Annotated in this window: 20 protein-coding genes; 13 read left to right on the top strand and 7 right to left on the bottom strand. The window is 72.6% G+C overall.

Annotated elements, in window-relative coordinates:
* Window positions 1-35: 35 nt before the first annotated feature.
* Window positions 36-893 carry a (2Fe-2S)-binding protein gene (locus tag ACWCO8_RS02790; protein WP_451030597.1) on the bottom strand — a complete coding sequence of 286 codons (858 nt, stop codon included), beginning with the start codon at window positions 891-893 and terminating at the stop codon, window positions 36-38.
* A 148-nt stretch (window positions 894-1,041) separates the two neighbouring features.
* On the opposite strand from ACWCO8_RS02790, the gene ACWCO8_RS02785 reads away from it, so the two are divergent.
* Both ACWCO8_RS02785 and ACWCO8_RS02780 read left to right on the top strand, forming a co-directional pair.
* Entirely contained in the window at window positions 1,042-2,019 is a 978-nt protein-coding gene (locus ACWCO8_RS02785) for an FCD domain-containing protein (protein WP_451030596.1), read from the top strand.
* Between the two features lie 168 nt (window positions 2,020-2,187).
* Window positions 2,188-3,987 (top strand): WD40 repeat domain-containing protein, encoded by a 1,800-nt coding sequence (locus ACWCO8_RS02780; RefSeq protein ID WP_451030595.1) that lies wholly within the window; start codon window positions 2,188-2,190, stop codon window positions 3,985-3,987.
* Window positions 3,988-4,052: 65 nt separating this feature from the next.
* On the opposite strand, the gene ACWCO8_RS02775 is transcribed toward ACWCO8_RS02780, so the two are convergent.
* Together ACWCO8_RS02775 and ACWCO8_RS02770 are read right to left on the bottom strand one after the other, a co-directional pair.
* Window positions 4,053-4,841, bottom strand: a complete 789-nt coding sequence (locus ACWCO8_RS02775) for a hypothetical protein (protein WP_451030594.1) — start codon at window positions 4,839-4,841, stop codon at window positions 4,053-4,055.
* A 688-nt stretch (window positions 4,842-5,529) separates the two neighbouring features.
* A complete protein-coding gene (locus ACWCO8_RS02770; protein ID WP_451030593.1) occupies window positions 5,530-7,221 on the bottom strand; it encodes a PucR family transcriptional regulator in 1,692 nt (563 codons plus the stop codon).
* Between the two features lie 386 nt (window positions 7,222-7,607).
* Between ACWCO8_RS02770 and ACWCO8_RS02765 the strand changes: the two genes are divergently transcribed.
* The 7 genes from ACWCO8_RS02765 (at window position 7,608) to ACWCO8_RS02735 (ending at window position 17,072) form a co-directional block, all read left to right on the top strand.
* A complete protein-coding gene (locus ACWCO8_RS02765; protein ID WP_451030592.1) occupies window positions 7,608-8,498 on the top strand; it encodes an FAD binding domain-containing protein in 891 nt (296 codons plus the stop codon).
* Between the two features lie 2 nt (window positions 8,499-8,500).
* Window positions 8,501-9,094, top strand: a complete 594-nt coding sequence (locus ACWCO8_RS02760; RefSeq protein WP_451030591.1) for a (2Fe-2S)-binding protein — start codon at window positions 8,501-8,503, stop codon at window positions 9,092-9,094.
* A 2-nt stretch (window positions 9,095-9,096) separates the two neighbouring features.
* Window positions 9,097-11,499, top strand: a complete 2,403-nt coding sequence (gene pucD, locus ACWCO8_RS02755; RefSeq protein ID WP_451030590.1) for a xanthine dehydrogenase subunit D — start codon at window positions 9,097-9,099, stop codon at window positions 11,497-11,499.
* A gap of 313 nt (window positions 11,500-11,812) precedes the next feature.
* Window positions 11,813-13,288, top strand: a complete 1,476-nt coding sequence (locus tag ACWCO8_RS02750) for an NCS2 family permease (RefSeq protein WP_362017416.1) — start codon at window positions 11,813-11,815, stop codon at window positions 13,286-13,288.
* A gap of 43 nt (window positions 13,289-13,331) precedes the next feature.
* Window positions 13,332-14,468: an XdhC family protein gene (locus ACWCO8_RS02745; RefSeq protein ID WP_451030589.1), complete on the top strand. Its 1,137-nt coding sequence runs from the start codon at window positions 13,332-13,334 to the stop codon at window positions 14,466-14,468.
* Between the two features lie 103 nt (window positions 14,469-14,571).
* Window positions 14,572-15,813, top strand: coding sequence for a glycoside hydrolase family 6 protein (locus ACWCO8_RS02740; protein WP_451030588.1), 1,242 nt, complete (start codon window positions 14,572-14,574; stop codon window positions 15,811-15,813).
* Window positions 15,814-15,854: 41 nt separating this feature from the next.
* Window positions 15,855-17,072 (top strand): GNAT family N-acetyltransferase, encoded by a 1,218-nt coding sequence (locus ACWCO8_RS02735; protein WP_451030587.1) that lies wholly within the window; start codon window positions 15,855-15,857, stop codon window positions 17,070-17,072.
* Between the two features lie 29 nt (window positions 17,073-17,101).
* Here ACWCO8_RS02735 and ACWCO8_RS02730 read toward each other — a convergent pair whose 3' ends face one another.
* The gene (locus tag ACWCO8_RS02730; RefSeq protein WP_451030586.1) at window positions 17,102-17,707 is read right to left on the bottom strand and encodes a TetR/AcrR family transcriptional regulator; all 606 of its coding nucleotides are present in this window, start codon (window positions 17,705-17,707) and stop codon (window positions 17,102-17,104) included.
* A gap of 131 nt (window positions 17,708-17,838) precedes the next feature.
* On the opposite strand from ACWCO8_RS02730, the gene ACWCO8_RS02725 reads away from it, so the two are divergent.
* The 4 genes from ACWCO8_RS02725 (at window position 17,839) to ACWCO8_RS02710 (ending at window position 21,139) form a co-directional block, all read left to right on the top strand.
* Entirely contained in the window at window positions 17,839-18,993 is a 1,155-nt protein-coding gene (locus ACWCO8_RS02725; RefSeq protein WP_362017426.1) for an acyl-CoA dehydrogenase family protein, read from the top strand.
* Between the two features lie 47 nt (window positions 18,994-19,040).
* Window positions 19,041-19,802, top strand: a complete 762-nt coding sequence (locus ACWCO8_RS02720) for an SDR family NAD(P)-dependent oxidoreductase (RefSeq protein WP_451030585.1) — start codon at window positions 19,041-19,043, stop codon at window positions 19,800-19,802.
* Between the two features lie 90 nt (window positions 19,803-19,892).
* The gene (locus ACWCO8_RS02715; RefSeq protein ID WP_451030584.1) at window positions 19,893-20,609 is read left to right on the top strand and encodes a TetR family transcriptional regulator; all 717 of its coding nucleotides are present in this window, start codon (window positions 19,893-19,895) and stop codon (window positions 20,607-20,609) included.
* Window positions 20,610-20,740: 131 nt separating this feature from the next.
* Window positions 20,741-21,139, top strand: coding sequence for a zinc ribbon domain-containing protein (locus ACWCO8_RS02710; RefSeq protein WP_362017432.1), 399 nt, complete (start codon window positions 20,741-20,743; stop codon window positions 21,137-21,139).
* A gap of 89 nt (window positions 21,140-21,228) precedes the next feature.
* Here ACWCO8_RS02710 and ACWCO8_RS02705 read toward each other — a convergent pair whose 3' ends face one another.
* Genes ACWCO8_RS02705 through ACWCO8_RS02695 form a run of 3 tightly spaced genes read right to left on the bottom strand, consistent with a single transcriptional unit; the run spans window position 21,229 to window position 24,184 of the window.
* Complete coding sequence (locus tag ACWCO8_RS02705) at window positions 21,229-22,185, bottom strand: electron transfer flavoprotein subunit alpha/FixB family protein (protein ID WP_362012473.1); 957 nt, start codon at window positions 22,183-22,185, stop codon at window positions 21,229-21,231.
* 33 nt (window positions 22,186-22,218) lie between these two features.
* Window positions 22,219-23,004 (bottom strand): electron transfer flavoprotein subunit beta/FixA family protein, encoded by a 786-nt coding sequence (locus ACWCO8_RS02700; protein WP_451030583.1) that lies wholly within the window; start codon window positions 23,002-23,004, stop codon window positions 22,219-22,221.
* Window positions 23,005-23,032: 28 nt separating this feature from the next.
* Complete coding sequence (locus ACWCO8_RS02695; RefSeq protein ID WP_362012926.1) at window positions 23,033-24,184, bottom strand: acyl-CoA dehydrogenase family protein; 1,152 nt, start codon at window positions 24,182-24,184, stop codon at window positions 23,033-23,035.
* Between the last annotated feature and the right edge of the window lie 24 nt (window positions 24,185-24,208).

Below are 24,208 nucleotides of genomic sequence, written 5' to 3'. Positions count from 1 at the left end.
CCCACGGCCCGTCGGTGGGGCGGCGGACGGAGCCGTCAGGCGGTCGCGGCGAGTCGGCGGACCCGCTCGGCGTCGCACGTCCGCGGGCACGTCAGACAGGTGTCCTCGGGGCGCAGGGTGTAGAAGAAGCAGCAGGTCGCCCGGTCCCGGGTGGCGCGGGGCGTGCCGTCGGGCGCCTCGGCCCCCGGCAGCTCGCGGAAGCCCGCGGCCCCGGCGTACGGCTTGGCCGTACTGGGCATCAGCAGCTCCAGCTCGGCCATCCCCCGCTCCTCCTCGCCGAGCAGCGCCGCGATGTACCAGAGGCCCTCGACGATCTCGTCCGTCGCCATCCCCCACAGCGCCCGCTTCCCGCGCCGCATCCGGGGTCCGAAGCCGGCCAGGACCTCCTCGAAGTGCTCCGCGAGCGCGGCCCTGGCCTCGGCGCGCAGCGCCTCCTCGTCCGGGACGACCCGGGCGCCGGGCAGCTCGGCGGCGGGGTCGCCTGGCAGGCAGGCGAACTCCTCGATCCGGACGGCCATCCGCCCCAGGGCCCGCTGGAAGGAGACGTTACGGGCGGGCAGGCGCGGGACCCTGCGGTGCAGGAACCAGGGGACCGTGACCAGGAGACAGGCGGGCCAGGCGTAGCGGTGGAGCCCGAAGCTGGCGACCACGTCCGGGCGGGCCTGCTGCCCGTAGTCGCGCAGCACCTGCGCGTTGTCCCAGGCCAGGAAGGCGTCCAGGGCCGCTCCGCCGGCCGCGAGCTCGTCCGCCCCGACCCAGCCGGCCCCGCGCGGCGTCTGCTCGTGGCTGCCCAGTTCCTCTATCCGCAGGCTGGGGAACACCTCGCCGAGGCGGGCGTACGAGGCCGCGACGGGCGAGGTGAACGGGGCGGGGAGCAGAGCGGGGAGGGCCATACGGGACCACCGAATCGCGATCGTTAGCAGGTTAGCCTTACCTTACCCGATGCGTCCGAGGTTTGAACTGCGGCCCCGTCCGCCTATCGTGCACAGGGGGCCTCGGTATCGCGAGCCAGGCCCGGCACGACCCCGCAGGAGGACCCGGGTGGAGCAGGGCAGAGCGCGCGATCAGTCGCACCTGTCGTACGACGGTTCGATACGGGTCCCGGAACAGGCGCGGGGGGCGGCGGTGCCGTCCGGACCGGCAGAGGGTCCGTCGGGGGTACGGGGTGAGTCGACGGCCGCACAGGGCGAAGCCTTGGCGGTGCGGGGTGAGCCGACCGCCGGCCAGGGCTCGCCGTCGGACGTACGAGGCGAGTCGACCACCGCACAGGGCCGGTCGACGGCCGCGCGGGGCGAGCACACGCACAGCGAGCCGCCCGCGCCTCGGCTGACCACTCCCGCGTACGTGCCCGCGCCCGCGTTTCCGTCGGAGGCCTCCGGCTCGCCCGCGCCGCGTACCGTCCGGCGTCACTCCGTGCGCGGCCAGATCCTCCAGGCCCTGCGCACCGCGCTCGTCGGCGGCGAGCTGGTCCCCGGTGAGGTGTACTCCGCCCCCGTCCTCGCCGAGCGCTTCGGCGTCTCCGCGACCCCCGTACGGGAGGCGATGCAGCAGCTGGCCGTCGAGGGCGCCGTGGAAGTCGTACCGAACCGGGGATTCCGCGTCACCGAGCGCACCCCGCGCGAACTCGCCGAGCTGGCCGAGGTGCGCGCGCTCATCGAGGTCCCGGTCATGCTCAGGCTCGCCCGCACGGTCCCGGCCGCCCGCTGGGCCGAGCTCAGGCCGCTCGCCGAGGCCACCGCGACCGCCGCCGCCCGCGGCGACCGGGCGCACTATGCCGAGACCGACCGCGCTTTTCACCGCGCGGTCCTCTCCCTCGCGGGCAACGAACAGCTCCTCGTCGTCGCCGACGACCTGCACCGCAGGTCCCAATGGCCTCTGGTGAGCGGCCCGGTGACCCGGCACGGCGACCTCGTGGCGGACGCGGCGGAACACACCGCCCTCCTCGACGCACTGATCGCCCAGGATGTCACCGTCGTGCAGTCACTAGTCAGGGAGCATTTCACCGGATCGGCGGACTGACGACTAAGGTCGTTGCCGTCAGTTCGGCACGGGGTCGGGCGTCGGTGGCCGCTGCCGCCTTCGGCCGCTTCCCAGGGTCGGTTGGCACCGTCGTCCCGTCCGTACAGCGCCGTCCGTGAGGTGTCCCATGCCGTCCGCGACTCCGTCCCCGGCATGGGGAAGGTGCCCGTGACCGGATCCGTCCGTGGAGACCGCCCGGCAGCCGGTACGGAGGCCGAGGCGGCGGCCCTGCTCGGCTGGCTCACCGCCCCGGACGCCCCGCGTCTCTGCCTGGTCGTCGGCGGCCCCCGCCGGGGCAAGTCCGCGCTCCTCGGCTGGCTCGCCACGCACGGCACGCGCGCGGGCGCGCGCCGCAGGCGCGCGGCGCGCGAACTGATCCCGCTCGCCGGCCAGTGCGCGCTCGGCGCGGCCTGGACGGTCGCGAACCGGCTCGGCGTCGTGGCCCGGACGCCCGGCGAGCTCGTCCAGGCCGTCGCTACTACGGAGGCGCGGCGCGCGGCCCTGGTCCTGCCGGACCTGCACGCCGCCGCGGAACCGGAGGCGATCGCCGAACTGATCGCCGAACTCGCCGCGTCGGGCCGCGTCCGCCTGGTCGTGGAGACCTGCAAGGGCACCCCGTCGTACGACCTCCTGACGGCCAAGGCGGCCCGCGTCACGGTCGTCGACCTGGACGACAGAGCCGAAGACGCCACGGGGCGGGGGGAGTCGGGCCGGGGCTCGGGGCCGGGGTCGGGCTCCGGGGCGGGTTCGGGTGCGCCTTCGGGGCAGGGCACCGGGGCGGGTACGGACCCCGGCTCCGGGTCGGGTTCGTCTCCGGGCGTCGGGGCGGAGGCGGGCTGGGGCTCGGGCGGTGGCTGGGACCGGGCGTGGGGGCCTGGGGTGGGGCCGTATGAGGCGCGGCACGCGGTCGATCTGGCCGATCCGGTCGCGGTCTGTACGGCCGACCCGCTGCGGGTCACCACCGCGTACGTGACCGGTCCCGGTGACGACCGCGGCGGTCTGCGGTCGGCGTGGTTGCGTACCGGGCAGTCCCTCTGCCGTGAGCAGCACCCGGCCGACCGGGCCGTCGTGCTGCTCGGCGCCCTCGGGGACGGGGCGGACCCGCGGCTGCGGCCGGCGCTGCGCGCGCTCGCGGCCGACGCGCCCTGGCGGGTGCGGTGGACGCGGGTGCGGGGCGACCTGACCCCGCCGTGGCCCGGGCCGGTCACGGCCCTTGGGGCAGCGGGCGACCGCCTGTTGGTCGCGGGGACGACCGACACCGTCCAGGTCCTCGGCGCGGCCGACGCGACGACCGGGGGCGAGCCGCTGCGGAGCCCCTCCGGCGGCCGGATCAAGACGCTGGCCCCGGCACCGGACGGCACGCTCCTGCTTCTGGACGAACGGGGCCGGCTGCTGCCCGTCCCCGGGCCCGAACCCCGGCCGCCGTACCTGGAACGGCTCACGACCGCCGTGGCGGCGACCCTCAGCCGGCACCCCGGCACGGCGCTCGCGGCGATCGGCGGCTCGGTGGTCGTGGGCGACCGGCTCGGCTCGGTCCACGCCTTCGGCCTGACGGGCATTCACCAGGCCGCCCTGCACAGCGGTCGCGTCACGGCGGTGACGGCCGTCGAGACGGAGAAGGGTCCGTTCCTCTGCAGCGGCGGCCAGGACGGCACCGTGCGCCGTTGGATCCCGGGCCGGGACCCGGACCCCGCCCCGATCGCCGAACGCCGCGTCCCTGTCGTCTCGTTGCACGCCACGGAGACCCCCGAGGGTCCTCTGCTCGCGATCGCCTGGGCCGACGGTCTCGTCGAACTCCACGACCTCGAAACCCGCGCCCGCCTCCCCTTCCGCCCCGGCCCCCCGGTCCGCGCGGTGGCGGTCACCCCCGACGGCGCGGTGGCCGTGGGGATGGACGAGGCGCTGCTGTGCCTGGAACGGGTCCCGGGGTGGGTACGGCCACGCCGCCGGGGGCCGACGGCGGGATAGACGACGCCCGGTCGCCGTCGTGTGAGCGACGGCGACCGGGCGGGGTATCCAAATGCGACTGAGCGTCAGATCGCCGGTCTGGGCGTCAGTTGGGCCGCCAGCCAGGTCGGGACGCCGCCCAGAAGACGGAAGAGGCGGGCCGCCTCCGCGCGGAGGCGGCCCGCCTCCGGTTCCGTCTCGGTGTCCGCGAGAGCGGTGAGCGCCGGGGCCGTACCGACCAGGTAGCCGAGCTCCTCGCGGATCCGCAGGGACTCGGCGAAGCCGTGCCGCGCCTCCGCCAACTCGCCCTCCCGCAGGGCGAGTCCGGCGAGATGGCGCCACGTCGACGAGAGCAGCAGGCTGTCGCCCTGGGCCGTCGCGCCCGCGTGGGCGCGACGGTAGGCGGCGCGGGCCGCCTGCGGGGAGTCGCCGATGTTCTGGGCGACGAGCCCGCGCCGGTAGTCGAGCAGCGGCCGCCCCTCCGCCGACGGGCCGATGAGCGCCGCCGCCCGGCCGAGCGCCGCGGTCGCCTCGTCCGCCCGGTCGCGTACCCCGAGCAGCGTCGACGCGTAGGCGAGATAGCCGCGTTCGCACGCGGCAGCCCCCCGCTCCTCGTCCGTCTGTGCCACGGCCTCGGCCGCCCGCAGCGCCTCCTCCGCGTCCGCCCACCCCTGTTCGGTGTAGAGACAGCGCTCGATCAGGAGCGCCGCGCGCTCCAGCGCGGCCGCCGGCTCCGCCGCGCGGGGGGCGAGCAGCGCTGCCGCGTCGGTCCAGCAACCTCGCGAGCGCAGACGCCATATGGCCGTCTCCACCGGGGTCGCCCCGCCGTAGCCAAGGGCCGGATCGTCGCCACCCGTTGTTCCGGAACCAGACATGGCGGTGTCCGCCACATTGCCCTCCCCGAGCGCGCCATTGAGCTATTGGGTCAAGCCCGCATCTCAGCACGAACGCGAGGCGCTGGCCAAGGGGTCAGGTGAAAGATTTCACAAAGGCAGGACCTTGACCGGTATGCGGACGCATGCGTCCGAGCCCCGGAACGGCACCTTCAGCGACCGATCCGATCGGCCTGCGCCCCGTCCCCCGGCGCCAAAAGGGTGAGGTGGCCGCCGTCGTCCAGGGTGTCGGCACCTTCAACGTCGTCAGGGGCCGCATTCCCTCGAAGAGATGACGCTTGCGATGACCGCCTCGGGTGACGGCGGTGTACGCGGCGCCCGGCGAGGCCGCGACGGCCTTGGCCCTGGGCTGCCTGGCGCCCGTCGCGGATTCCGCCGAGGCCTTGGGCCAGGCGGGTGGTCTTCGGGCGGCGGCCGCCCGGGTGGGCGCCGCGATGGGGCCCCTGCGGGTGCCCCGGCGCCGGAACGGCCCGTCCGGCTGCCCGACGGGCCGCTCGGCCTCCGCCGCCCACACCGAATCGCGGTCCTGGACGGCGGCCGCATCCCGGAAACGGGCGCCTGGGGCGCCCTGACGGCCCGCGAAGGCCCCTTCAGGGGCCTCCTGACCCGAGAGCCCTGCCCCGCCCGCCCGGGCCCTGAGCGCCGGACCGCGGGCCTTGGGGACGACCCCCTACGACATCCGCAGCGCCAAGAAGAAGTCGAGCTTGTCCTCCAGGCGCGACAGGTCCCTGCCGGTCAGTTGCTCGATCCGGCCCACGCGGTAGCGCAGGGTGTTCACATGCAGGTGCAGGCGGGTCGCGCAGCGGGTCCAGGAGCCGTCGCAGTCGAGGAAGGCCTCGAGCGTGGGGATCAGCTCGGCGCGGTGGCGGCGGTCGTAGTCGCGCAGGGGGTCCAGGAGGCGGGCCGTGAAGGCGCGGCGGACGTCGTCCGGGACGAACGGGAGCAGCAGCACGTGCGAGGCGAGCTCGTGGTGGCCCGCCGCGCAGACGCGGCCCGGGCGGGCGGCCGCGACGCGGCGGGCGTGCCGGGCCTCCTCCAGGGCGCCGCGCAGGCCCTCCGCCGAGTGGACGGCCGCGCTGACGCCGAGGGTGAGGCGGCCGTCGTCGGCGAGACCGGACGACAGGGGGTCCCGGACGGTGGCGAGGAGCGCGTCGGCGTGCAGGCCCAGGGTCGTGGTGCCCTCGTCCTCGCTGTCCGGCAGCGGGCCCGCGGGGAGGGGCACGAGGGCGATCGCCTCGTCCCCGTGGTGCGCCACCGCGATCCGGTCGGCCGACTCGGCGCCCACGGTCGCCGGGTCGACGAGGATCTCCTCCAGGAGCGCCTGGGCGACCGGGCCCGTGTCCACCGCGCCCGACCCGCCCTCCGGGTCCCATTCGACGCGGGCGACGACGACCTGCCAGTGCGGGGCGGTCCCCAGGCCGGGCAGCAGGACCGGGGCGGCGACCCGCAGCCGCGCGGCGATCTCGGCGGGCGCGGCGCCCGTCTGGACCAGCTCCAGGACCTCCTGCGCGAGCCGGCGCCGTACCGTACGCGCCGCGTCCCGCCGGTCCCGCTCGACGGCGATCAGCTGCGTCACGCCCTGCAGCAGGTCGAGCCGGGCCGCCGGCCAGTCGCCCGCGTCGGCCTCGACGGCCAGCAGCCAGTCGGACAGGACCGTCTCGCGGACGTCCCGCGCCGCGGGGGGCGCGCCGCGTCCGGTGTTGCGGATCGGGAAGAGGGAGTACGTGGTTCCGGCGGCGCTCAGGCGGTGCGGGCCGCGCCGTCCGGTCCGGGTCGCCGCCAGGTGCTCGCCGGCCAGTGTCGCGGCGAGCGAGGCGTCCAGGGGGTCGCCCGCGCCGGCGATCTGGCGGCCCGTGGGGGAGAGGACCCAGGCCCGGAGGTCCAGGTCGGAGCCGAGGAGGTCGAGGACGACCTCGGGCCCGCCGCCGGCCGGACCGGAGGTCATCAGCCGGCGGTGCCGGTCGACGACGGCAGCCAGGTCGCCCGCGCGTTCGCCGGACACCTGTCGAACAACGTGCTCGGTGATCGTCGCGAACGCAACGGATTCGTTGACTGCGAAGAGCGGCAGCCGATGGCGCGAACACGCCTCCACGAGATCGTCGGGGATGTCCCCGAGCTCCGCCTCGCCGGCGGCGAGCGCCGCCACCCCGGCCGAGGCCAGGATCCGGACGAACGGCTCCGCGTCCTCGGGCTCCCGCAGCCAGGCGAGGCCGGTGAGGACCAGCTCGCCGCCGGAGAGATACCGGCTGGGGTCCTTGAGGTCCGTGGTCATCACGCCGCGAACGGTGCGGTCCAGCTCGTCCTCACCCCCGAGCAGGCGCAGCCCCAGCGCGTCGGTTTCCAGCAGTGCGCGCAGCCGCATCTCGTTGCCGCCGTTCCTTCTCGTCCGTCACTCGTCTGTCACTCTCGGGGGTTCTCGCCCGCCGTGCTCCCCGGGGGGCGAGGGAACGTCCGACGGCCTCGAAGACTGTCGCGTTGTCGCCGGTGGCCTGGTGCCACGGTTTCCAGGGGGAAACGGCGAGGTTGCTGAACACCGCCGTTCGTTCGAATCTACAAGACGAACAAGGTCACCAGCCAACTCCTTCATGTTTTCGGTGACTGCACCCGAGCGGGCGAGGCTTGTGTACTAGGCCACACATCGCGTTAACAGCACGTGAACATGGTTTCGAAGTCGAGGGCCGGCCGTCCCCCCGGGCCCGTACAGACCGACCGACCCCCGATCACTAGAAGCACAAGAAGAGAGCCACCATGGACTTCCTTCGCCCCGCCAGCTGGGAGGAGGCGCTCGCCGCCAAGGCAGAGCACCCCACGGCCGTGCCCATCGCGGGTGGTACCGACGTCATGGTCGAGATCAACTTCGACCACCGGCGGCCCGAGTACCTCCTGGACCTGAACCGGATCGAGCTCCTCACCGAGTGGGAGGTCGGGGAGGAGAACGTCCGCCTCGGCGCCTCCGTTCCGTACACCCAGATCATGGAGAACCTGCGGGCCGAGCTGCCGGGCCTGGCGCTCGCCTCGCACACCGTGGCCTCCCCGCAGATCCGCAACCGCGGCGGTGTCGGCGGCAACCTCGGCACCGCGTCCCCCGCCGGAGACGCGCACCCGGCCCTGCTCGCCGCGGGCGCCGAGGTCGAGGTGGAGTCGGTGCGTGGCAACCGGTTCATCCCGATCGACGAGTTCTACACGGGCGTGAAGCGCAACGCGCTGCAGCCCGACGAGCTCATCAAGACCGTCCACATCAAGAAGGCGGACGGCCCCCAGCAGTACTCCAAGGTCGGCACGCGCAACGCGATGGTCATCGCCGTCTGCGCCTTCGGCCTGGCGCTCCACCCGGAGACCCGCACGGTCCGCACCGGCATCGGTTCGGCCGCGCCGACCCCGATCCGCGCCAAGGAGGCCGAGGTCTTCCTGAACGCGGCTCTGGAGGAGGGCGGCTTCTGGGAGAGCGGCAAGATCATCACCCCGTCGATCGCCAAGCAGTTCGCGGACCTGTGCTCGGGCGCCGCGAACCCGATCGACGACGTCCGTGGCACCGCCAAGTACCGCCGCCACGCCGTCGGCATCATGGCCCGCCGTCAGCTCGGCTGGACCTGGGAGCAGTACCGCGGCACCGGCCGCACGCTTGAGGGAGCTGCATAACCATGCGCGTCAATTTCACGGTCAACGGTCGTCCGCAGGAAGCCGACGACGTCTGGGAGGGCGAGTCCCTCCTCTACGTTCTGCGTGAGCGGATGGGCCTCCCCGGCTCCAAGAACGCCTGCGAGCAGGGCGAGTGCGGTTCCTGCACGGTCCGCCTCGACGGCGTGCCGGTCTGTTCCTGCCTGGTCGCCGCCGGCCAGGTCGAGGGCCGCGAGGTCGTCACGGTCGAGGGTCTCGCGGACTACGCGCAGCACCGCGAGGACGTCCACCCGGGCGGTGCCTGTGGCACCGGCGGCTGCGGCACCTCGCTCGACTCGGCGAAGAAGTGGCAGGCCAAGCCGGCCGACTCGCAGACCGGTGAGGGTGTCGAACTCTCCCCGATCCAGCAGGCGTTCATCGACGCCGGCGCCGTCCAGTGCGGTTTCTGCACCCCGGGTCTGCTGATCGCCGCCGACGAGCTCCTGGAGCGTCAGGGCGACCCGTCCGACCAGGACATCCGTGAGGCCCTCTCCGGCAACCTCTGCCGCTGCACGGGCTACGAGAAGATCCTCGACGCGGTCCGCCTGGCGGCCGCCCGTCAGGGAGAGGCGGTCTGACCATGGCTCAGAACACGCGCACCGTTCCGGCGGGCACGCCGACCAACGTCACCCAGAAGCACACCAAGGGCGGCATCGGCGAGTCCACGCTCCGCCCCGACGGCACCCTCAAGGTCACCGGTGAGTTCGCGTACTCCTCGGACATGTGGCACGAGGACATGCTCTGGGGCCAGACGCTCCGCTCCACCGTCGCGCACGCCGAGATCGTCTCCATCGACATCTCCGAGGCGCTCGCGATGTCCGGTGTGTACGCCGTCCTCACGTACGACGACCTGCCGACCGAGATGAAGAACTACGGCCTGGAGATCCAGGACACCCCCGTCCTGGCGCACGGCCGGGTACGCCACCACGGCGAGCCGGTGGCCCTGATCGCCGCCGACCACCCGGAGACCGCCCGCCGCGCGGCCGCCAAGGTCAAGATCGAGTACAAGGAACTGCCGGTCGTCACCGACGAGGCCTCCGCCCTCGCCCCCGACGCGCCGCTGATCCACGAGGGCCGCGACGACCACCACATCGGTCACGTCCCGCACCCGAACATCGTGCACCGCCAGCCGATCATCCGCGGCAACGTGGAGGAGGCCCGCAAGCGCGCCGACGTCATCGTCGAGGGCGAGTACGTCTTCGGCATGCAGGACCAGGCCTTCCTCGGCCCGGAGTCCGGCCTCGCCGTGCCGTCCGAGGACGGCGGTGTCGACCTGTACGTCGCCACCCAGTGGCTGCACTCGGACCTCAAGCAGATCGCCCCGGTTCTCGGCCTGCCCGAGGAGAAGGTCCGCATGACGCTCTCCGGCGTCGGCGGTGCCTTCGGCGGCCGCGAGGACCTGTCGATGCAGATCCACGCCTGCCTCCTGGCGCTCCGCACCGGCAAGCCGGTCAAGATCGTCTACAACCGCTTCGAGTCCTTCTTCGGCCACGTGCACCGCCACCCGGCGAAGCTGCACTACGAGCACGGCGCCACCAAGGACGGCAAGCTCACCCACCTCAAGGCCCGGATCGTCCTCGACGGCGGCGCCTACGCCTCGGCCTCCCCGGCCGTCGTCGGCAACGCCTCCTCGCTCGGCGCCGGCCCGTACGTGGTCGACGACGTCGAGATCGAGGCCGTCGCGCTCTACACCAACAACCCGCCCTGCGGCGCCATGCGCGGCTTCGGCGCGGTCCAGGCGTGCTTCGCGTACGAGGCGCAGATGGACAAGCTCGCGGCCAAGCTCGGCATGGACCCGGTGGAGTTCCGCCGGCTCAACGCCATGGAGCAGGGCACGATCATGCCGACCGGCCAGGTCGTGGACTCCCCGGCCCCGGTCTCCGAGCTGCTGCGCCGGGTCAAGGCCCGCCCGCTCCCGCCGGAGCAGCAGTGGCTCGCCGCCGGTGAGTCGGCGGACGTCCGCGCGCTGCCGGGCGGTCTGTCGAACACCACGCACGGCGAGGGCGTCGTCCGCGGTATCGGCTACGCCGTCGGCATCAAGAACGTCGGCTTCTCCGAGGGCTTCGACGACTACTCCACCGCCCGCGTGCGCCTGGAGGTCATCAACGGCGAGCCCGTCGCGATGGTCCACACGGCCATGGCCGAGGTCGGCCAGGGCGGTGTCACCGTCCACGCCCAGATCGCCCGCACGGAGCTGGGCGTCACCCAGGTGACCATCCACCCGGCCGACACCCAGGTCGGCTCCGCCGGCTCGACGTCCGCCTCCCGGCAGACGTACATGACCGGTGGCGCGGTGAAGAACACCTGCGAGAAGGTGCGCGAGACCGTCCTCGAGATCGGTCGCCGCAAGTTCGGCTCGTACCACCCCGCGTGGGCCACCGCCGAGCTCCTCCTCGAGAACGGCAAGGTCGTCACCGACGGCGGCGAGGTCCTCGCGGACCTGGCCGACGTCCTGGAGGGCGAGGCCGTGGACCAGGAGCACGAGTTCCGGCACCGCCCGACCGTCCCGTTCGACCTGGTCACCGGCCAGGGCGACGGCCACGTCCAGTACACCTTCGCCGCGCACCGCGCGGTGGTGGAGGTGGACACCGAGCTCGGCCTCGTGAAGGTCATCGAGCTCGCGACCGCCCAGGACGTCGGCAAGGCGCTCAACATGCTCTCCGTCGTCGGCCAGATCCAGGGTGGTACCACCCAGGGCCTGGGCGTCGCGGTGATGGAAGAGATCATCGTGGACCCGAAGACCGCGAAGGTGCGCAACCCCTCCTTCACGGACTACCTGATCCCGACGATCCTCGACACGCCGACCATCCCGGTCGACGTACTCGAACTGGCCGACCCCAACGCGCCGTACGGCCTGCGGGGACTCGGCGAGGCCCCGACCCTGTCGTCCACCCCGGCCGTCCTCGCGGCGATCCGGAACGCGACGGGCCTGGAGCTCAACAAGACGCCGGTCCGCCCCGAGGCGCTCACCGGCACTCTCTAGGTCACTCCGGGCGGTGCGTGCCTCCCAGGAACGTCACACTTCCCAGCCCGCACCGCCCGGAGCAACCCACTCCGTGGGACCCAGCAAGACCAGCAGTAACGGCAACACCCGCAGTACCCAGCAGGACCAGCAGTTCCGAGCAGTACCAGCAGTACCAGCAGTACCGAGCAAGACCAGATCGACCTGATCCACCCAGTTCGTCTCGGGCCGTCCCCCGGGTCGTGCAGCCAACGCACCATCCCAAATCCCGCAGCTTCTCTGACCTTCGGAAAGTCTTATGCGGGTGCCCCTTTGAACCTTGGGAGTAGGCCCCATGACCCAGTCGTCAGTGGAGCCCAAGACCGCCTCGGAGGACGCGGGCTCCGGCTCGAACGTCCCCGCCGGCCGCTCTTGGCTCGACCGGTACTTTCACATCTCGGAGAGAGGATCCACCGTCGCGACGGAGATCCGCGGCGGCGTCACCACCTTCATGGCGATGGCGTACATTCTCCTGCTCAACCCCTTGATCCTCGGCGGCAAGGATGTGGACGGCAACGTCCTCAGCCAGCCCGCCCTCATCACGGCGACCGCCCTGGCCGCCGCGGTGACCACCCTGCTGATGGGCTTCTGGGGCAAGGTCCCGCTCGCCCTCGCGGCGGGGCTCAGTGTCTCCGGTGTGCTCTCCTCGCAGGTCATCTCCGTGATGACCTGGCCGCAGGCGATGGCCATGTGTGTGGCCTACGGTGTGGTGATCTGCCTTCTGGTGGTCACCGGCCTGCGCGAGATGATCATGAACGCGATCCCGCTTGCCATCAAGCACGCGATCACGATCGGCATCGGTCTCTTCATCGCCATCATCGGCTTCGTCAAGGCCGGCTTCGTCCACGAGAACCCTTCTCCCGGCGGCGGCCCGGTCACCCTCGGCCCGCTCGGTGAGCTCCAGGGCTGGCCCGTCCTGATCTTCGCGGTCACCCTGCTTCTGATCTTCGCCCTTCAGGCGCGCAACATCCCCGGCGCCATCCTGATCGGCATCATCGTCGGCACCGTCATAGCCCTGATCGTCAACGCCGTCGCCGACATCCCGGCGAAGGGCGCGGGCGCCTGGTTCTCCGGCGCTCCGGAACTCGAGGGCAGTGCCGTCTCCACACCGGACTTCTCGCTCATCGGGCAAGTGTCCTTCAGCGGGTGGGGCGACGTCGGCTACATCACGGTCACCATGATCGTGTTCACCCTGGTCCTGGCCGGCTTCTTCGACGCCATGGCCACGATCATCGGTGTCGGCTCCGAGGCCAACCTCGCGGACGACAAGGGCCGGATGCCCGGTCTCTCCAAGGCCCTGTTCATCGACGGCGCCGGCGGTGTCATCGGTGGCGGTGTCGGCGGCTCCGGCCAGACGGTCTTCGTCGAATCGGCCACCGGCGTCGGCGAGGGTGCCCGTACGGGTCTCTCCTCCGTCGTCACCGGCGTCTTCTTCGCGGCCTGTCTCTTCTTCACCCCGCTCACCGCGATCGTGCCCGCCGAGGTCGCCTCCGCGGCCCTGGTCGTCATCGGCGCGATGATGATGCAGAACGCCAAGCACGTCGACTGGAGCGACCGCTCCGTGGCGATCCCGGTGTTCCTCACCGTGGTCCTGATGCCCTTCACGTACACCATCACCACGGGTGTCGCGGCCGGTGTCATCTCCTTCGCCGTCATCAAGGTGGCGCAGGGCAAGGCACGGGAGGTCGGTGGCTTCATGTGGGGCCTGACCGCGATCTTCATCGTGTACTTCGCGATCCACCCGATCGAGAGCTGGCTCGGCGTCGGCTGACGCCGCACCGCAGCCCTCCACACACACATCTGAGGAGTTCGAGATGCTGGACATCGCCGAAGAGCTGAACCGGTGGGTCGAGCAGGGACGCGAGTTCGCCGTCGCCACGGTCGTGGCGGTCGGCGGCAGCGCGCCCCGGCAGCCGGGCGCCGCGCTCGCCGTCGACAGCGACGGTACGGCGATCGGCTCGGTCTCCGGCGGGTGTGTGGAGGGCGCGGTCTACGAACTGTGCCAGCAGGCCCTCGAAGACGGCAGCACCGTCGTCGAGCGCTTCGGCTACAGCGACGAGGACGCCTTCGCCGTGGGCCTGACCTGCGGCGGCATCATCGACATCCTCGTCACCCCGGTCCGCGGCGAGGTCTACCCCGCCGCCCTGGCCGCCGCCGTCTCAGGAGAGGCGGCGGCTCTCGCCAGGATCGTCGACGGACCCGCGGACCTGATGGGACGGGCCCTCCTGGTCCGTCCCGACGGATCGTACGAAGGCTCCCTCGGCGGCCACCCGGCGCTCGACCGCACCGCGGCCGGCGAGGCCCTCGCCATGCTGGACGCGGGCCGCACCGGCACCGTCGAGATCGGCGAGGACGGCAGCCGCTGCGGACAGCCGATCACCCTCCTGGTCGAGTCCTCCGTCCCCGCCCCGCGCATGATCGTCTTCGGTGCCATCGACTTCGCCTCCGCGCTCGTCAGAGTCGGCAAGTTCCTCGGCTACCACGTCACCGTGTGCGACGCCCGGCCCGTCTTCGCGACCGCCGCCCGCTTTCCCGAGGCCGACGAGATCGTCGTCGACTGGCCGCACCGCTACCTGGAGTCCACCGAGGTCGACTCCCGTACCGTGCTCTGCGTCCTCACCCATGACGCCAAGTTCGACGTCCCGCTCCTCGAAGCGGCCCTGAAGCTTCCCGTCGCCTACGTCGGCGCGATGGGCTCCCGCCGCACCCACGAGGACCGCAACAAGCGGCTGCGCGAGGTCGGCGTCACCGAGCTCGAACTCGCCCGTCTGCGCTCACCCATAGGGCTCGACCTGGGCGCCCGTACGCCGGAGGAGACGGCCCTGTCGATAGCGGCCGAGATCGTCGCCAACCGCCGCGGCGGCACCGGCGTGTCGCTCACCGGAGCGCACACCCCGATCCACCACGACGGCCCGCGCGCCCCCGACGGACGGATAGGTTCCGTCGCCTGACGGTCCGCCACGCCGGTCGTTCGCGTCCTTGACGGTACGGAGCGGTGGGGCGACTCTCGCGGCAGCGCTCTCGCTGACGGAGCGTGCCGAGAGGACGTCTCCCATGCGCCACCGCTCCACCGCCGTCCCGTCCACGCGGAACCTGGCCCTCGCCGCCACGGCCCTCGCTCTCCTTACAGCCGCCTTGCTGCCCGTGGGGGCCGACGGCGCGGTGACATCCGGCAGCGACCGCGGCCCCGACCCCGTCCGCTTCCACACCCCCGCCGCCAACCCGGCCGCCCTCGCCCAGCACCGCGAGCTGGAGGCGGGCGGGGACGCCCGTACCGCCGCCGGACTCCTCGCCATGGTCCGCACCCCGCACGCCGTCTGGCTCGGTGACAGCTCCCCCGCCGAGGTGGAGGGCGCCGCCCGCGCCACCGTCGAGGCCGCCGCGCGGGAGGGCACCGTGCCGGTCCTCGTGCTCTACAACGTCCCCGGGCGCGACTGCTCGCAGTACTCCGCGGGCGGCGCCGGCAGCGACACCGCGTACACGGACTGGACCGACGCCGTCGCCCGGGGCATCGGCGCCCACCGCGCGCTCGTCGTCCTCGAACCCGACTCCCTCGCCCTGCTGCCCTCCGACTGCGGCCAGGACGACAGCGAGGGGACGCGTACCGCCGCCCGCTACGCCGCCGTAGGGCACGCCGTCGACGTCCTCGAACCGCTCGCCGGGACCGCGGTCTACCTCGATGCCGGGCACCCCGGCTGGCACGCCGTCGAGACCGTCGTGCCCCGGCTCGTCAAGGCCGGTGTCGACCGGGCCACCGGCTTCACCGTCAACATCTCCCACTACCACTCCGACGCCGACAGTGCCTGGTTCGGCACCCTCGTCTCCGGCTGCCTCGCCCACGTCGCCCGGGCCGGCGACCCGCACGACTGCCCCGACCGGAGCTGGAAGCAGGCCGAGGCCCGCACCTGGCTGGCCGCACACGCCGGCGGACCGGCCGCCGACCGCGCGCACTTCGTGACCGACACCAGCCGCGCGGGCCGCGGCCCCTGGACCCCGAAGCCCGGCGTCCACACCGACCCGCAGGAGTGGTGCAACCCGCCCGGGCGCGGACTCGGCCCCCGGCCCACGGCCGAGACCGGCGACCCGCTCCACGACGCCAAGCTGTGGATCAAGACCCCCGGCGAGTCCGACGGCCTGTGTCTGCGCGGGAGCGCCGGTCCCGAGGACCCCGAGCGCGGGATCGTCGCCCCGAAGGCCGGCGACTGGTTCCCGGCCCAGGCCCTCGAACTCGTACGGCTGGCCGATCCGGCCATCCTGCCGTTCCCGGCCACCGGACAGGCGCGTGGCCGGGAATAATCGTGACGTACCCGTACCGGCCGCCGGTTAGGGTCCGGATCATGGATATTCGTGACGTACCCGAAGCCCATATCGACCGTGCTCTCGACCTCTCCTACCTCGTCTTCCACGACCGTCCCGAGGAAGAACAGCGCAAGCACCACCGCGACATGCTGCGCCCCTGCGACCGGATCGGCGCGTACGACGGGGACCGACTCGTCGGATTCGTCGCGGCGTTCCCCTTCACCGTCTCCGTCCCCGGCGGCGACCTGACCTGTCCCGGCCTGACGCTCGTCTCCGTCGCCCCCACCCACCGGCGGCGCGGGGTGCTCTCCGCGCTGATCGCGGAGGCGTTCCGGCGGTACGCCGAGCGGGGCGCGCCGCTCGCCGCGCTCTGGGCGTCGGAGGACGCCATCTACGGCCGGTTCGGGTTCGGTGCCGCCACCCAGGGCGTGACCGTCGAGATCGACTCGCGGCGGCCCCTCGCCCTGCGGATCGACCCCGACGAGCGCCCGCTGCGGCTGCTTGACCCGGCGGACGCGCCCGAGGTCGTCGGCCCCTATTTCGAGTCCACGCGCGCGCTGCGGGCGGGCCGGAACGCCCGGGACGAGCTGCGCTGGAGCGGCGAGTGGCTGCGCGACGAGGACGAGGAGGACGACGAGCTGTCACCGGCCCGGGTCGTCACGCTCGGCGACCCCGTCGCCGGTTACGCCGTGTACCGCACCAAGGGCGAGAACGAGGACACCCGCACCCCGGGCCTGGTCCGCGTCGACGAGGTAGAGGGCGACACCCCGGCCGTCGCCGCGGCCCTCTGGCGCTACCTGGCCTCGATCGACCTGACCGGTACCGTCCGCGCCTGGGGCAGGCCGCTCGACGACCCGCTGCTGCTCTTCGCCGCCGACCGCGACCAGGTGCGGGTGACCGGGCAGTACCCTGCGCTGTGGCTGCGGCTGATCGACGTCCGCGCGGCGCTCACGGCCCGGACCTGGGCCGCGCCCGTCGACCTCGTCCTGGAGGTCCACGACAGCCGCCTGCCCGCCAACTCCGGGCGCTTCCGGCTCACTTCGGGACCGGAGGACGAGGTGCGGTACGAGCCGACCGGCGACCCGGTCGACCTGTCCTTCGACGTACGGGACCTGGCCGCCTGCTACCTCGGCGGCGCACAGGTCGTGGACCTGGTGGCTGCCGGACTGGTGGAGGAGCACACACCGGGCGCGGCGACCGCCCTCGACGCGGCCCTGCGCACACCCCGACTCCCGCACACCTGCGACGAGTTCTAGGGCGTTCGTACCGGCGGGCGGGGCCCGCCTCAGCTCTTGCGCAGGCCGTGGAGGAGGAGCTCCGCCAGCTGTCCGTACGCCTCCGCGTCCGCGAGGCCGGTCGCCGCGGCGACCTGGCGGCGCTGGATGCGGACCATGACCGACGCGATGACGTCGGCCGCGAAGGAGACGTGGACCTCGCGGAAGACCCCCGCGCGCACGCCCTCCTCGATCAGCTGCTGCACCCGCCCTGCCGCCGCGCGGGTGTTGCGCTCGTAGACCTCGGCGGCCGGTTCGAAGGCGGCCACGTCGTCGAAGAACTGCGGGGAGACCGGGGCCAGTTCGGCCGCGACCGCGCGCAGATAGGCGGCAAGCCGCTCGGCCGGGTCCTGCTCCGCCGCGAGGACCGCCTCGACCCGGGTCGTCGCGCGCCGGAAGAAGTGGACCACGGCGGCCCGGACGAGCTGCTCCTTGCTGTCCGCCAGGCCGTAGAGCGTGCGCTTGGAGCAGCGCAGCCGGGCCGCGAGATCGTCCAGGGTCAGCTGGGCGAAGCCCTCGCCGACCAGCAGGGCCACCAGCTCCTCGAACAGGGCGGACCGGCGGGCCGCGCCGCGGCCCGTCAGCTTGGGGGCGCCGGCGGCGGAAGTGTCGATCACTTGAACAGTATGCAGGCCGACCCGTTCGGGGGGTTACGGCGGAACCCTTCTGCGCTACGCTAAGCGGTACTGCCGTACCGCCCACAGTACCGTTACGCCGGTGCCGGCGGCCGAGTGTCACTGGAGTCGCCATGGATGTCGACCGCCTGCTTCCCACCCCCGAGGCAGCGGACCTCATCGCCCTGACGCGGGAGATCGCCGACAAGGAGCTCTCTTCCCGCGTGGACGAGCACGAGGCCGCCGAGACGTACCCCGAAGGCCTGTTCACCACGCTCGGCCGGGCCGGACTGCTCGGCCTCGCCTACCCCGAGGAGTTCGGCGGGGGAGGCCAGCCGTACGAGGTGTACCTGCAGGTCCTGGAGGAGCTGGCGGCCCGCTGGGCGGCCGTCGCCGTCGCCACCAGCGTCCATACGCTCGCCTGCCACCCCCTGCACTCCTTCGGCACCGCCGAGCAGAAGGAGCGCTGGCTCCCCGCGATGCTCGCCGGCGAGACCATCGGCGGCTACAGCCTCTCCGAGCCCCAGGCGGGCTCCGACGCGGCCGCCCTCTCCTGCAAGGCCGAGCGCGTGGACGACGGCCCGAACGGCGCCGCGTACCGCGTCACCGGCACCAAGGCGTGGATCACCCACGGCGGCAAGGCCGGCTTCTACGCGCTCTTCGCCCGTACCGCCCCCGGCTCCCACGGCATCTCCTGCTTCCTCGCCCCCGGCGAGACCGAGGGCCTCTCCTTCGGCAAGCCCGAGCGGAAGATGGGCCTCCAGGCCGTCCCGACCACCTCCGCCCACTGGGACGGCGCGCTCCTCGACGCCGACCGGCTCATCGGTGACGAGGGCCAGGGGCTCCAGATCGCCTTCAGCGCGCTCGACTCCGGCCGCCTCGGCATCGCCGCCTGCGCCACGGGCCTCGCCCAGGCCGCGCTGGACGCCGCCGTCGACTACGCCAACGAGCGCACCACCTTCGGCCGGAAGATCGTCGACCACCAGGGGCTCGGCTTCCTGCTCGCCGACATGGCCGCCGCCGTCGACTCCGCCCGCGCCACGTACCTCGACGCGGCCCGCCGCCGCGACCTCGGCCGGCCGTTCAGCCGCCAGGCCAGCGTGGCGAAGCTGACCGCCACCGACGCGGCCATGAAGGTGACCACGGACGCCGTCCAGGTCCTCGGCGGGTACGGATACACCCGCGACTTCCCGGTCGAGCGCTACATGCGCGAGGCCAAGATCATGCAGATCTTCGAGGGCACGAACCAGATCCAGCGGCTGGTCATCAGCCGCGGGCTCGCCCGCTGACACCCCGCTTCCCGCTCACCGTTCCCGCTGACGTTTCGAGGAGTTCCATGGACATCGCCGGCTCCGCCGCGCTCGTCACCGGCGCCGCTTCCGGTCTCGGCGCCGCCACCGCAGCCGCGCTCGCCGCCCGCGGCGCCACCGTCTACGGCCTGGACCTGGACAAGGCCGTCGCGGCGGCCGGGCCGCTGCCCGAGGGCGTCACGCTGCTCGCGGCCGACGTCACCGAGGAGGCGCCGGTCCGCGAGGCGCTCGCCCGGATCGAGGCCGACGGCGCGGAGCTGCGGCTCGCCGTCAACTGCGCGGGCATCGCCCCCTCCGCCCGCGTCCTGGGCCGCAAGGGCCCGCACGACCTCGACCTGTTCCGTGCGGTCCTGAACGTCAACCTGCTCGGCACCTTCAACGTGATGCGCCTCGCCGCCGAGGTCATCGCCCAGCGGGAGCCGGACGAGCACGGCCAGCGGGGGCTCGTCGTCAACACCGCCTCGATCGCCGCCTTCGAGGGCCAGGTCGGCCAGATCGCGTACGCCGCCTCCAAGGCCGGCGTCGCCGGGATGACCGTCACGGCCGCCCGTGACCTCGCCCAGTTCGGCATCCGGGTCGTCACCATCGCGCCCGGCATCGTCGACACCCCGATGATGGCCGGATTCAGCGAGGAGATCCGCGCCGGGCTCGCCGCGAGCGTCACCTTCCCGCAGCGGCTCGCCCGCCCCGAGGAGTACGCCCGGCTCGTCACGATGGTCGCCGAGCACGACTACCTCAACGGCGAGACCATCCGGATGGACGGCGCCCTGCGGATGGCGGCACGCTGACCCTCCCGTACCGCCGCTGAGAGCACTTGGTGCCGGATTTGGCTGGCACCAAGTGCCGTGCCCTCGCGTTCCGGATGTTAGGTTCGGGCCATGGGAACAGCCTCGACGAACTCCACGAAGCCCGCGATGCGGGACTCCCTCATCGCCGCGGCCTTCCAGCTCTTCCTGGAGCGCGGGTACGAGCAGACCACCGTCGACGACATCGTGACCCTCGCCGGGGTCGGCCGGCGGTCCTTCTTCCGGTACTTCCCGTCGAAGGAGGACGTGGTCTTCCCCGACCACGAGCAGAGCCTCGCCGACATGACCGAGTTCCTCGCCGCGAGCGCCGACACCGACGACCCGCTGGTCAGGATCTGCGACGCCACCCGCCTGGTCATGCGGATGTACGCCGAGAACCCCACCTTCTCCGTCCAGCGCTACCGCCTCACCCGCGAGGTGACGGGCCTGCGGACGTACGAACTCTCGGTCGTCTGGCGGTACGAGAAGACCCTCGGCGACTATCTGCGGACCCGCTGGGCCGACCGGCGCGACGGCACCCTGCGGGCCAACGTGGTCGCCGCCTCCGTGGTCGCGGCCCACAACCACGCGCTGCGCCACTGGCTGCGCTCCGGCGGCGAGGGCGACCCGCTGGCCGAGGTGGACCGGGCCCTGGACCTCGTCCGTGCCACCTGGAGCGGCGAGCCGGGCGAGGGCGGCGCCGGCGGCCCGGGCGAGGACGCCGAGGATGTCGTGGTGGTGATCACCAAGCGATCCACGCCGATGTGGCGGGTGGTGCGCGAGGTGGAGTCGAGCCTCGGCGAGGGCTGAGGGTTTCGAGAGCATCTCAGGGGGATCTCAGTATCTTCAATTGAGGGAACTGAGGTCTTTATTTGATGGCACTCAGTGCCATATCTTTGCTCCATGCACGGTCGAGCCGCCGAGTGCAAGGAGAACGCATCGTGTTCCACACCGGGTCCGTAGCATCGAGGAGCGGGAGCGCCGCCGTCCGGGCCGAGGAGTCGGCCGACGGCGCCGAGCTCTACTACCAGCTCTGCCGCTGGTGCCAGACGACGACCTTCCAGCGCCTGCTCTGTCCGACCTGCGGGTCGACCGACCTCGCGCCCGAACGCAGCGAGGGCGAGGGAGTGATCTCCGTACGCCGTGGGGTCGCCGCGGCCGACAACGACCTGTGGCCGGTGCACATGGCCGAGGGCTTCGTCGTCCGGTGCCGGGTCGACGGACCGCCCCACGCGGTACGCCCCGGCGTCCGCGTCAGGCTCTCCGCCCTCACCGAGGTCCCGGGGCACGAGCCGGTCGTCCGGCTCTGCGAGGAGGTCCCCCTGGACGGCTGGATCTGAACCGCGCGCCAGAACAAGACGGAAGCGGCCCGGTGGCACAGAGTGCCACCGGGCCGCTTCCGTTCGACGGGGGAGTGCCCCTGGTGCCGCTAGCGCGCGCCGATCTCGTCGGTCAGCTGCGGCAGGACCTCGAAGAGGTCGCCGACCACGCCGTAGTCCACCAGATCGAAGATCGGGGCCTCCGCGTCCTTGTTGACGGCCACGATCGTCTTCGAGGTCTGCATGCCCGCCCGGTGCTGGATCGCGCCGGAGATGCCCGCTGCGATGTACAGCTGCGGCGAGACCTGCTTGCCGGTCTGGCCCACCTGGTTGGAGTGCGGGTACCAGCCGGCGTCGACCGCGGCGCGCGAGGCGCCGACCGCCGCACCGAGGGAGTCCGCGAGCTTCTCGACGACCGCGAAGCCCTCGGCCGCGCCGACACCGCGACCGCCGGAGACCACGATCGCGGACTCGGTCAGCTCGGGGCGGCCGGTGGAGACGCGCGGGGTGCGCGAGACGACCGTGGCGGCGTTGCCGGTGAAGGCGACGGTGACGTTCTCGACCGTACCGGCGGCCGGGGCGGCCTCCGGGGCGGCGGAGTTGGGCTTGACGGTGATGACCGGCACGCCGTGCGAGACCCGCGACTTCACCGAGTACGAGGCGGCGAAGACGGACTGGGTCGCGACCGGGCCCTCGTCACCGGCCTCCAGCTCGACGGCGTCGGTGATCAGACCCGAGCCGAGGCGCAGGGCGACGCGCGCGGCGATCTCCTTGCCCTCGCCCGAGGAGGTCACGAGGACGGCGGCGACGCCCTTGTCCTTCGCGAGCTGGGTGAGCGCGTCGACCTTCGGCACGACGAGCTGATCGGTGAACTCCGCGCCGTCCGCGACGTACACGGTCGCGGCGCCGTACTCGCCGGCGGTGGCGGCGATCGACGCGGCGGCCTCGCCGGCGCCGAGCACGACGGCCGTCGGCTCGCCGATCCGGCGGGCCAGCGTGAGCAGTTCGAGCGCCGGCTTGCGGACCGCACCGTCGGCGTGGTCCACGAGAACCAGGATCTCAGCCATGATTCCTTGCTCCTGAACGATAGTGACGGTGGATCAGATGAACTTCTGGGTGGCGAGGAACGCGGCGAGCTGCTTGCCGCCGTCGCCCTCGTCGGTGACGATCGTGCCCGCGGTACGCGCCGGGCGCGCCGCGGCCGACTCGACCAGGGTCCAGGACCCGGCGAGGCCGACCTCGTCGGCGTCGATGCCGAGGTCGTCCAGGTCCAGCTCCTCGACCGGCTTCTTCTTGGCGGCCATGATCCCCTTGAAGGAGGGGTAACGGGCCTCGCCGGACTGGTCGGTGACCGAGACGACGGCGGGCAACGGGGCCTCGAGGAGCTCGGTGGCGGCGTCGCCGTCCCGGCGGCCCTTGACCGTGCCGCCGTCGACGGACACCTCGGAGAGCAGGGTGACCTGGGGCAGGCTCAGCCGCTCGGCGAGCAGCGCCGGCAGCACGCCCATCGTGCCGTCCGTCGACGCCATGCCGCAGATGACCAGGTCGAAACCGGTCTTCTCCAGGGCCTTGGCGAGGATGGCGGAGGTGCCGATGACGTCGGTGCCGTGGATGTCGTCGTCGTTGACGTGGACGGCCTTGTCGGCGCCCATCGACAGCGCCTTGCGGAGCGCGTCCTTGGCGTCGTCCGGGCCGACGGTGACGACGGTGACCTCGGCGTCGTCGGACTCCTCGGAGATGCGCAGCGCCTGCTCGACGGCGTACTCGTCCAGCTCCGACAGCAGCCCGTCGACCTCGTCGCGGTCGACCGTCAGGTCGTCGGCGAAACCGCGGTCACCGGTCGCGTCGGGAACGTACTTCACACAGACAGCGATCCTCAGGGTCACGGCCTGGCTCCTTTCAAGTGGCGGGTGCTTACGGGAGGTTGCGGGCCATGACGATGCGCTGGACCTGGTTGGTGCCCTCGTAGATCTGGGTGATCTTGGCGTCGCGCATCATGCGCTCGACCGGGTAGTCACGGGTGTAGCCGTAGCCGCCGAGGAGCTGGACGGCGTCGGTGGTGACCTCCATCGCGACGTCGGAGGCGAAGCACTTCGCGGCCGCGCCGAAGAACGTCAGGTCGCCCTCCACCCGCTCGCTCTTCGCGGCGGCGGCGTAGGTGAGCTGGCGGGCGGCCTCGAGCTTCATCGCCATGTCCGCGAGCATGAACTGCACGCCCTGGAAGTCGGCGATCGGCTTGCCGAACTGCTTGCGCTCCTGGACGTAGCCCTTGGCGTAGTCCAGCGCGCCCTGCGCGATGCCGAGGGCCTGCGCGGCGATGGTGATACGGGTGTGGTCCAGGGTCTTCATCGCGGTGGCGAACCCGGTGCCCTCGGCGCCGATCATCCGCGAGGCGGGGATGCGGACGTTGTCGAGGTAGACCTCGCGGGTCGGGGAGCCCTTGATGCCGAGCTTCTTCTCGGGCGCGCCGAAGGAGACGCCCTCGTCGCCCTTCTCCACCACGAACGCGGAGATGCCCTTGGAGCGCTTCTCGGGGTCGGTGACGGCCATCACCGTGTAGAACTCCGACTCGCCGGCGTTGGTGATCCACCGCTTCACGCCGTTGAGGACCCAGGTGTCGCCGTCACGGACCGCGCGGGTCTTCATCCCGGCCGCGTCCGAACCGGCGTCCGGCTCCGACAGGCAGTAGGAGAACATCGCCTCGCCGCGCGCCAGCGGGCCGAGGTAGGTCTTCTTCAGCTCCTCCGAGCCCGACAGGATCACCGGCAGGGAGCCCAGCTTGTTGACCGCGGGGATCAGCGAGGACGAGCCGCACGCGCGGGCGACCTCCTCGATCACGATCACCGTCGCCAGCGCGTCCGCGCCCGCGCCGCCGTACGTCTCCGGCACGTGCACCGCGTGCAGGTCCGCCGCGACGAGTGCCTCCAGCGCCTCGCGCGGGAACCGGGCCTCCTCGTCGACCGCGGCCGCGAACGGCGTGATCTTCGCCTCCGCCAGCGCGCGGACCGTCTCCCGGAGCATCTCGTGCTCCTCCGACAGGCGATACAGGTCGAAGTCCTTGCCCATGATGGTGAGCTCCCCTAAGGCTTG

The sequence above is a fragment of the Streptomyces sp. NPDC001927 genome, from assembly GCF_053594455.1.
This window is presented reverse-complemented; position numbering and strand designations above follow the sequence as displayed.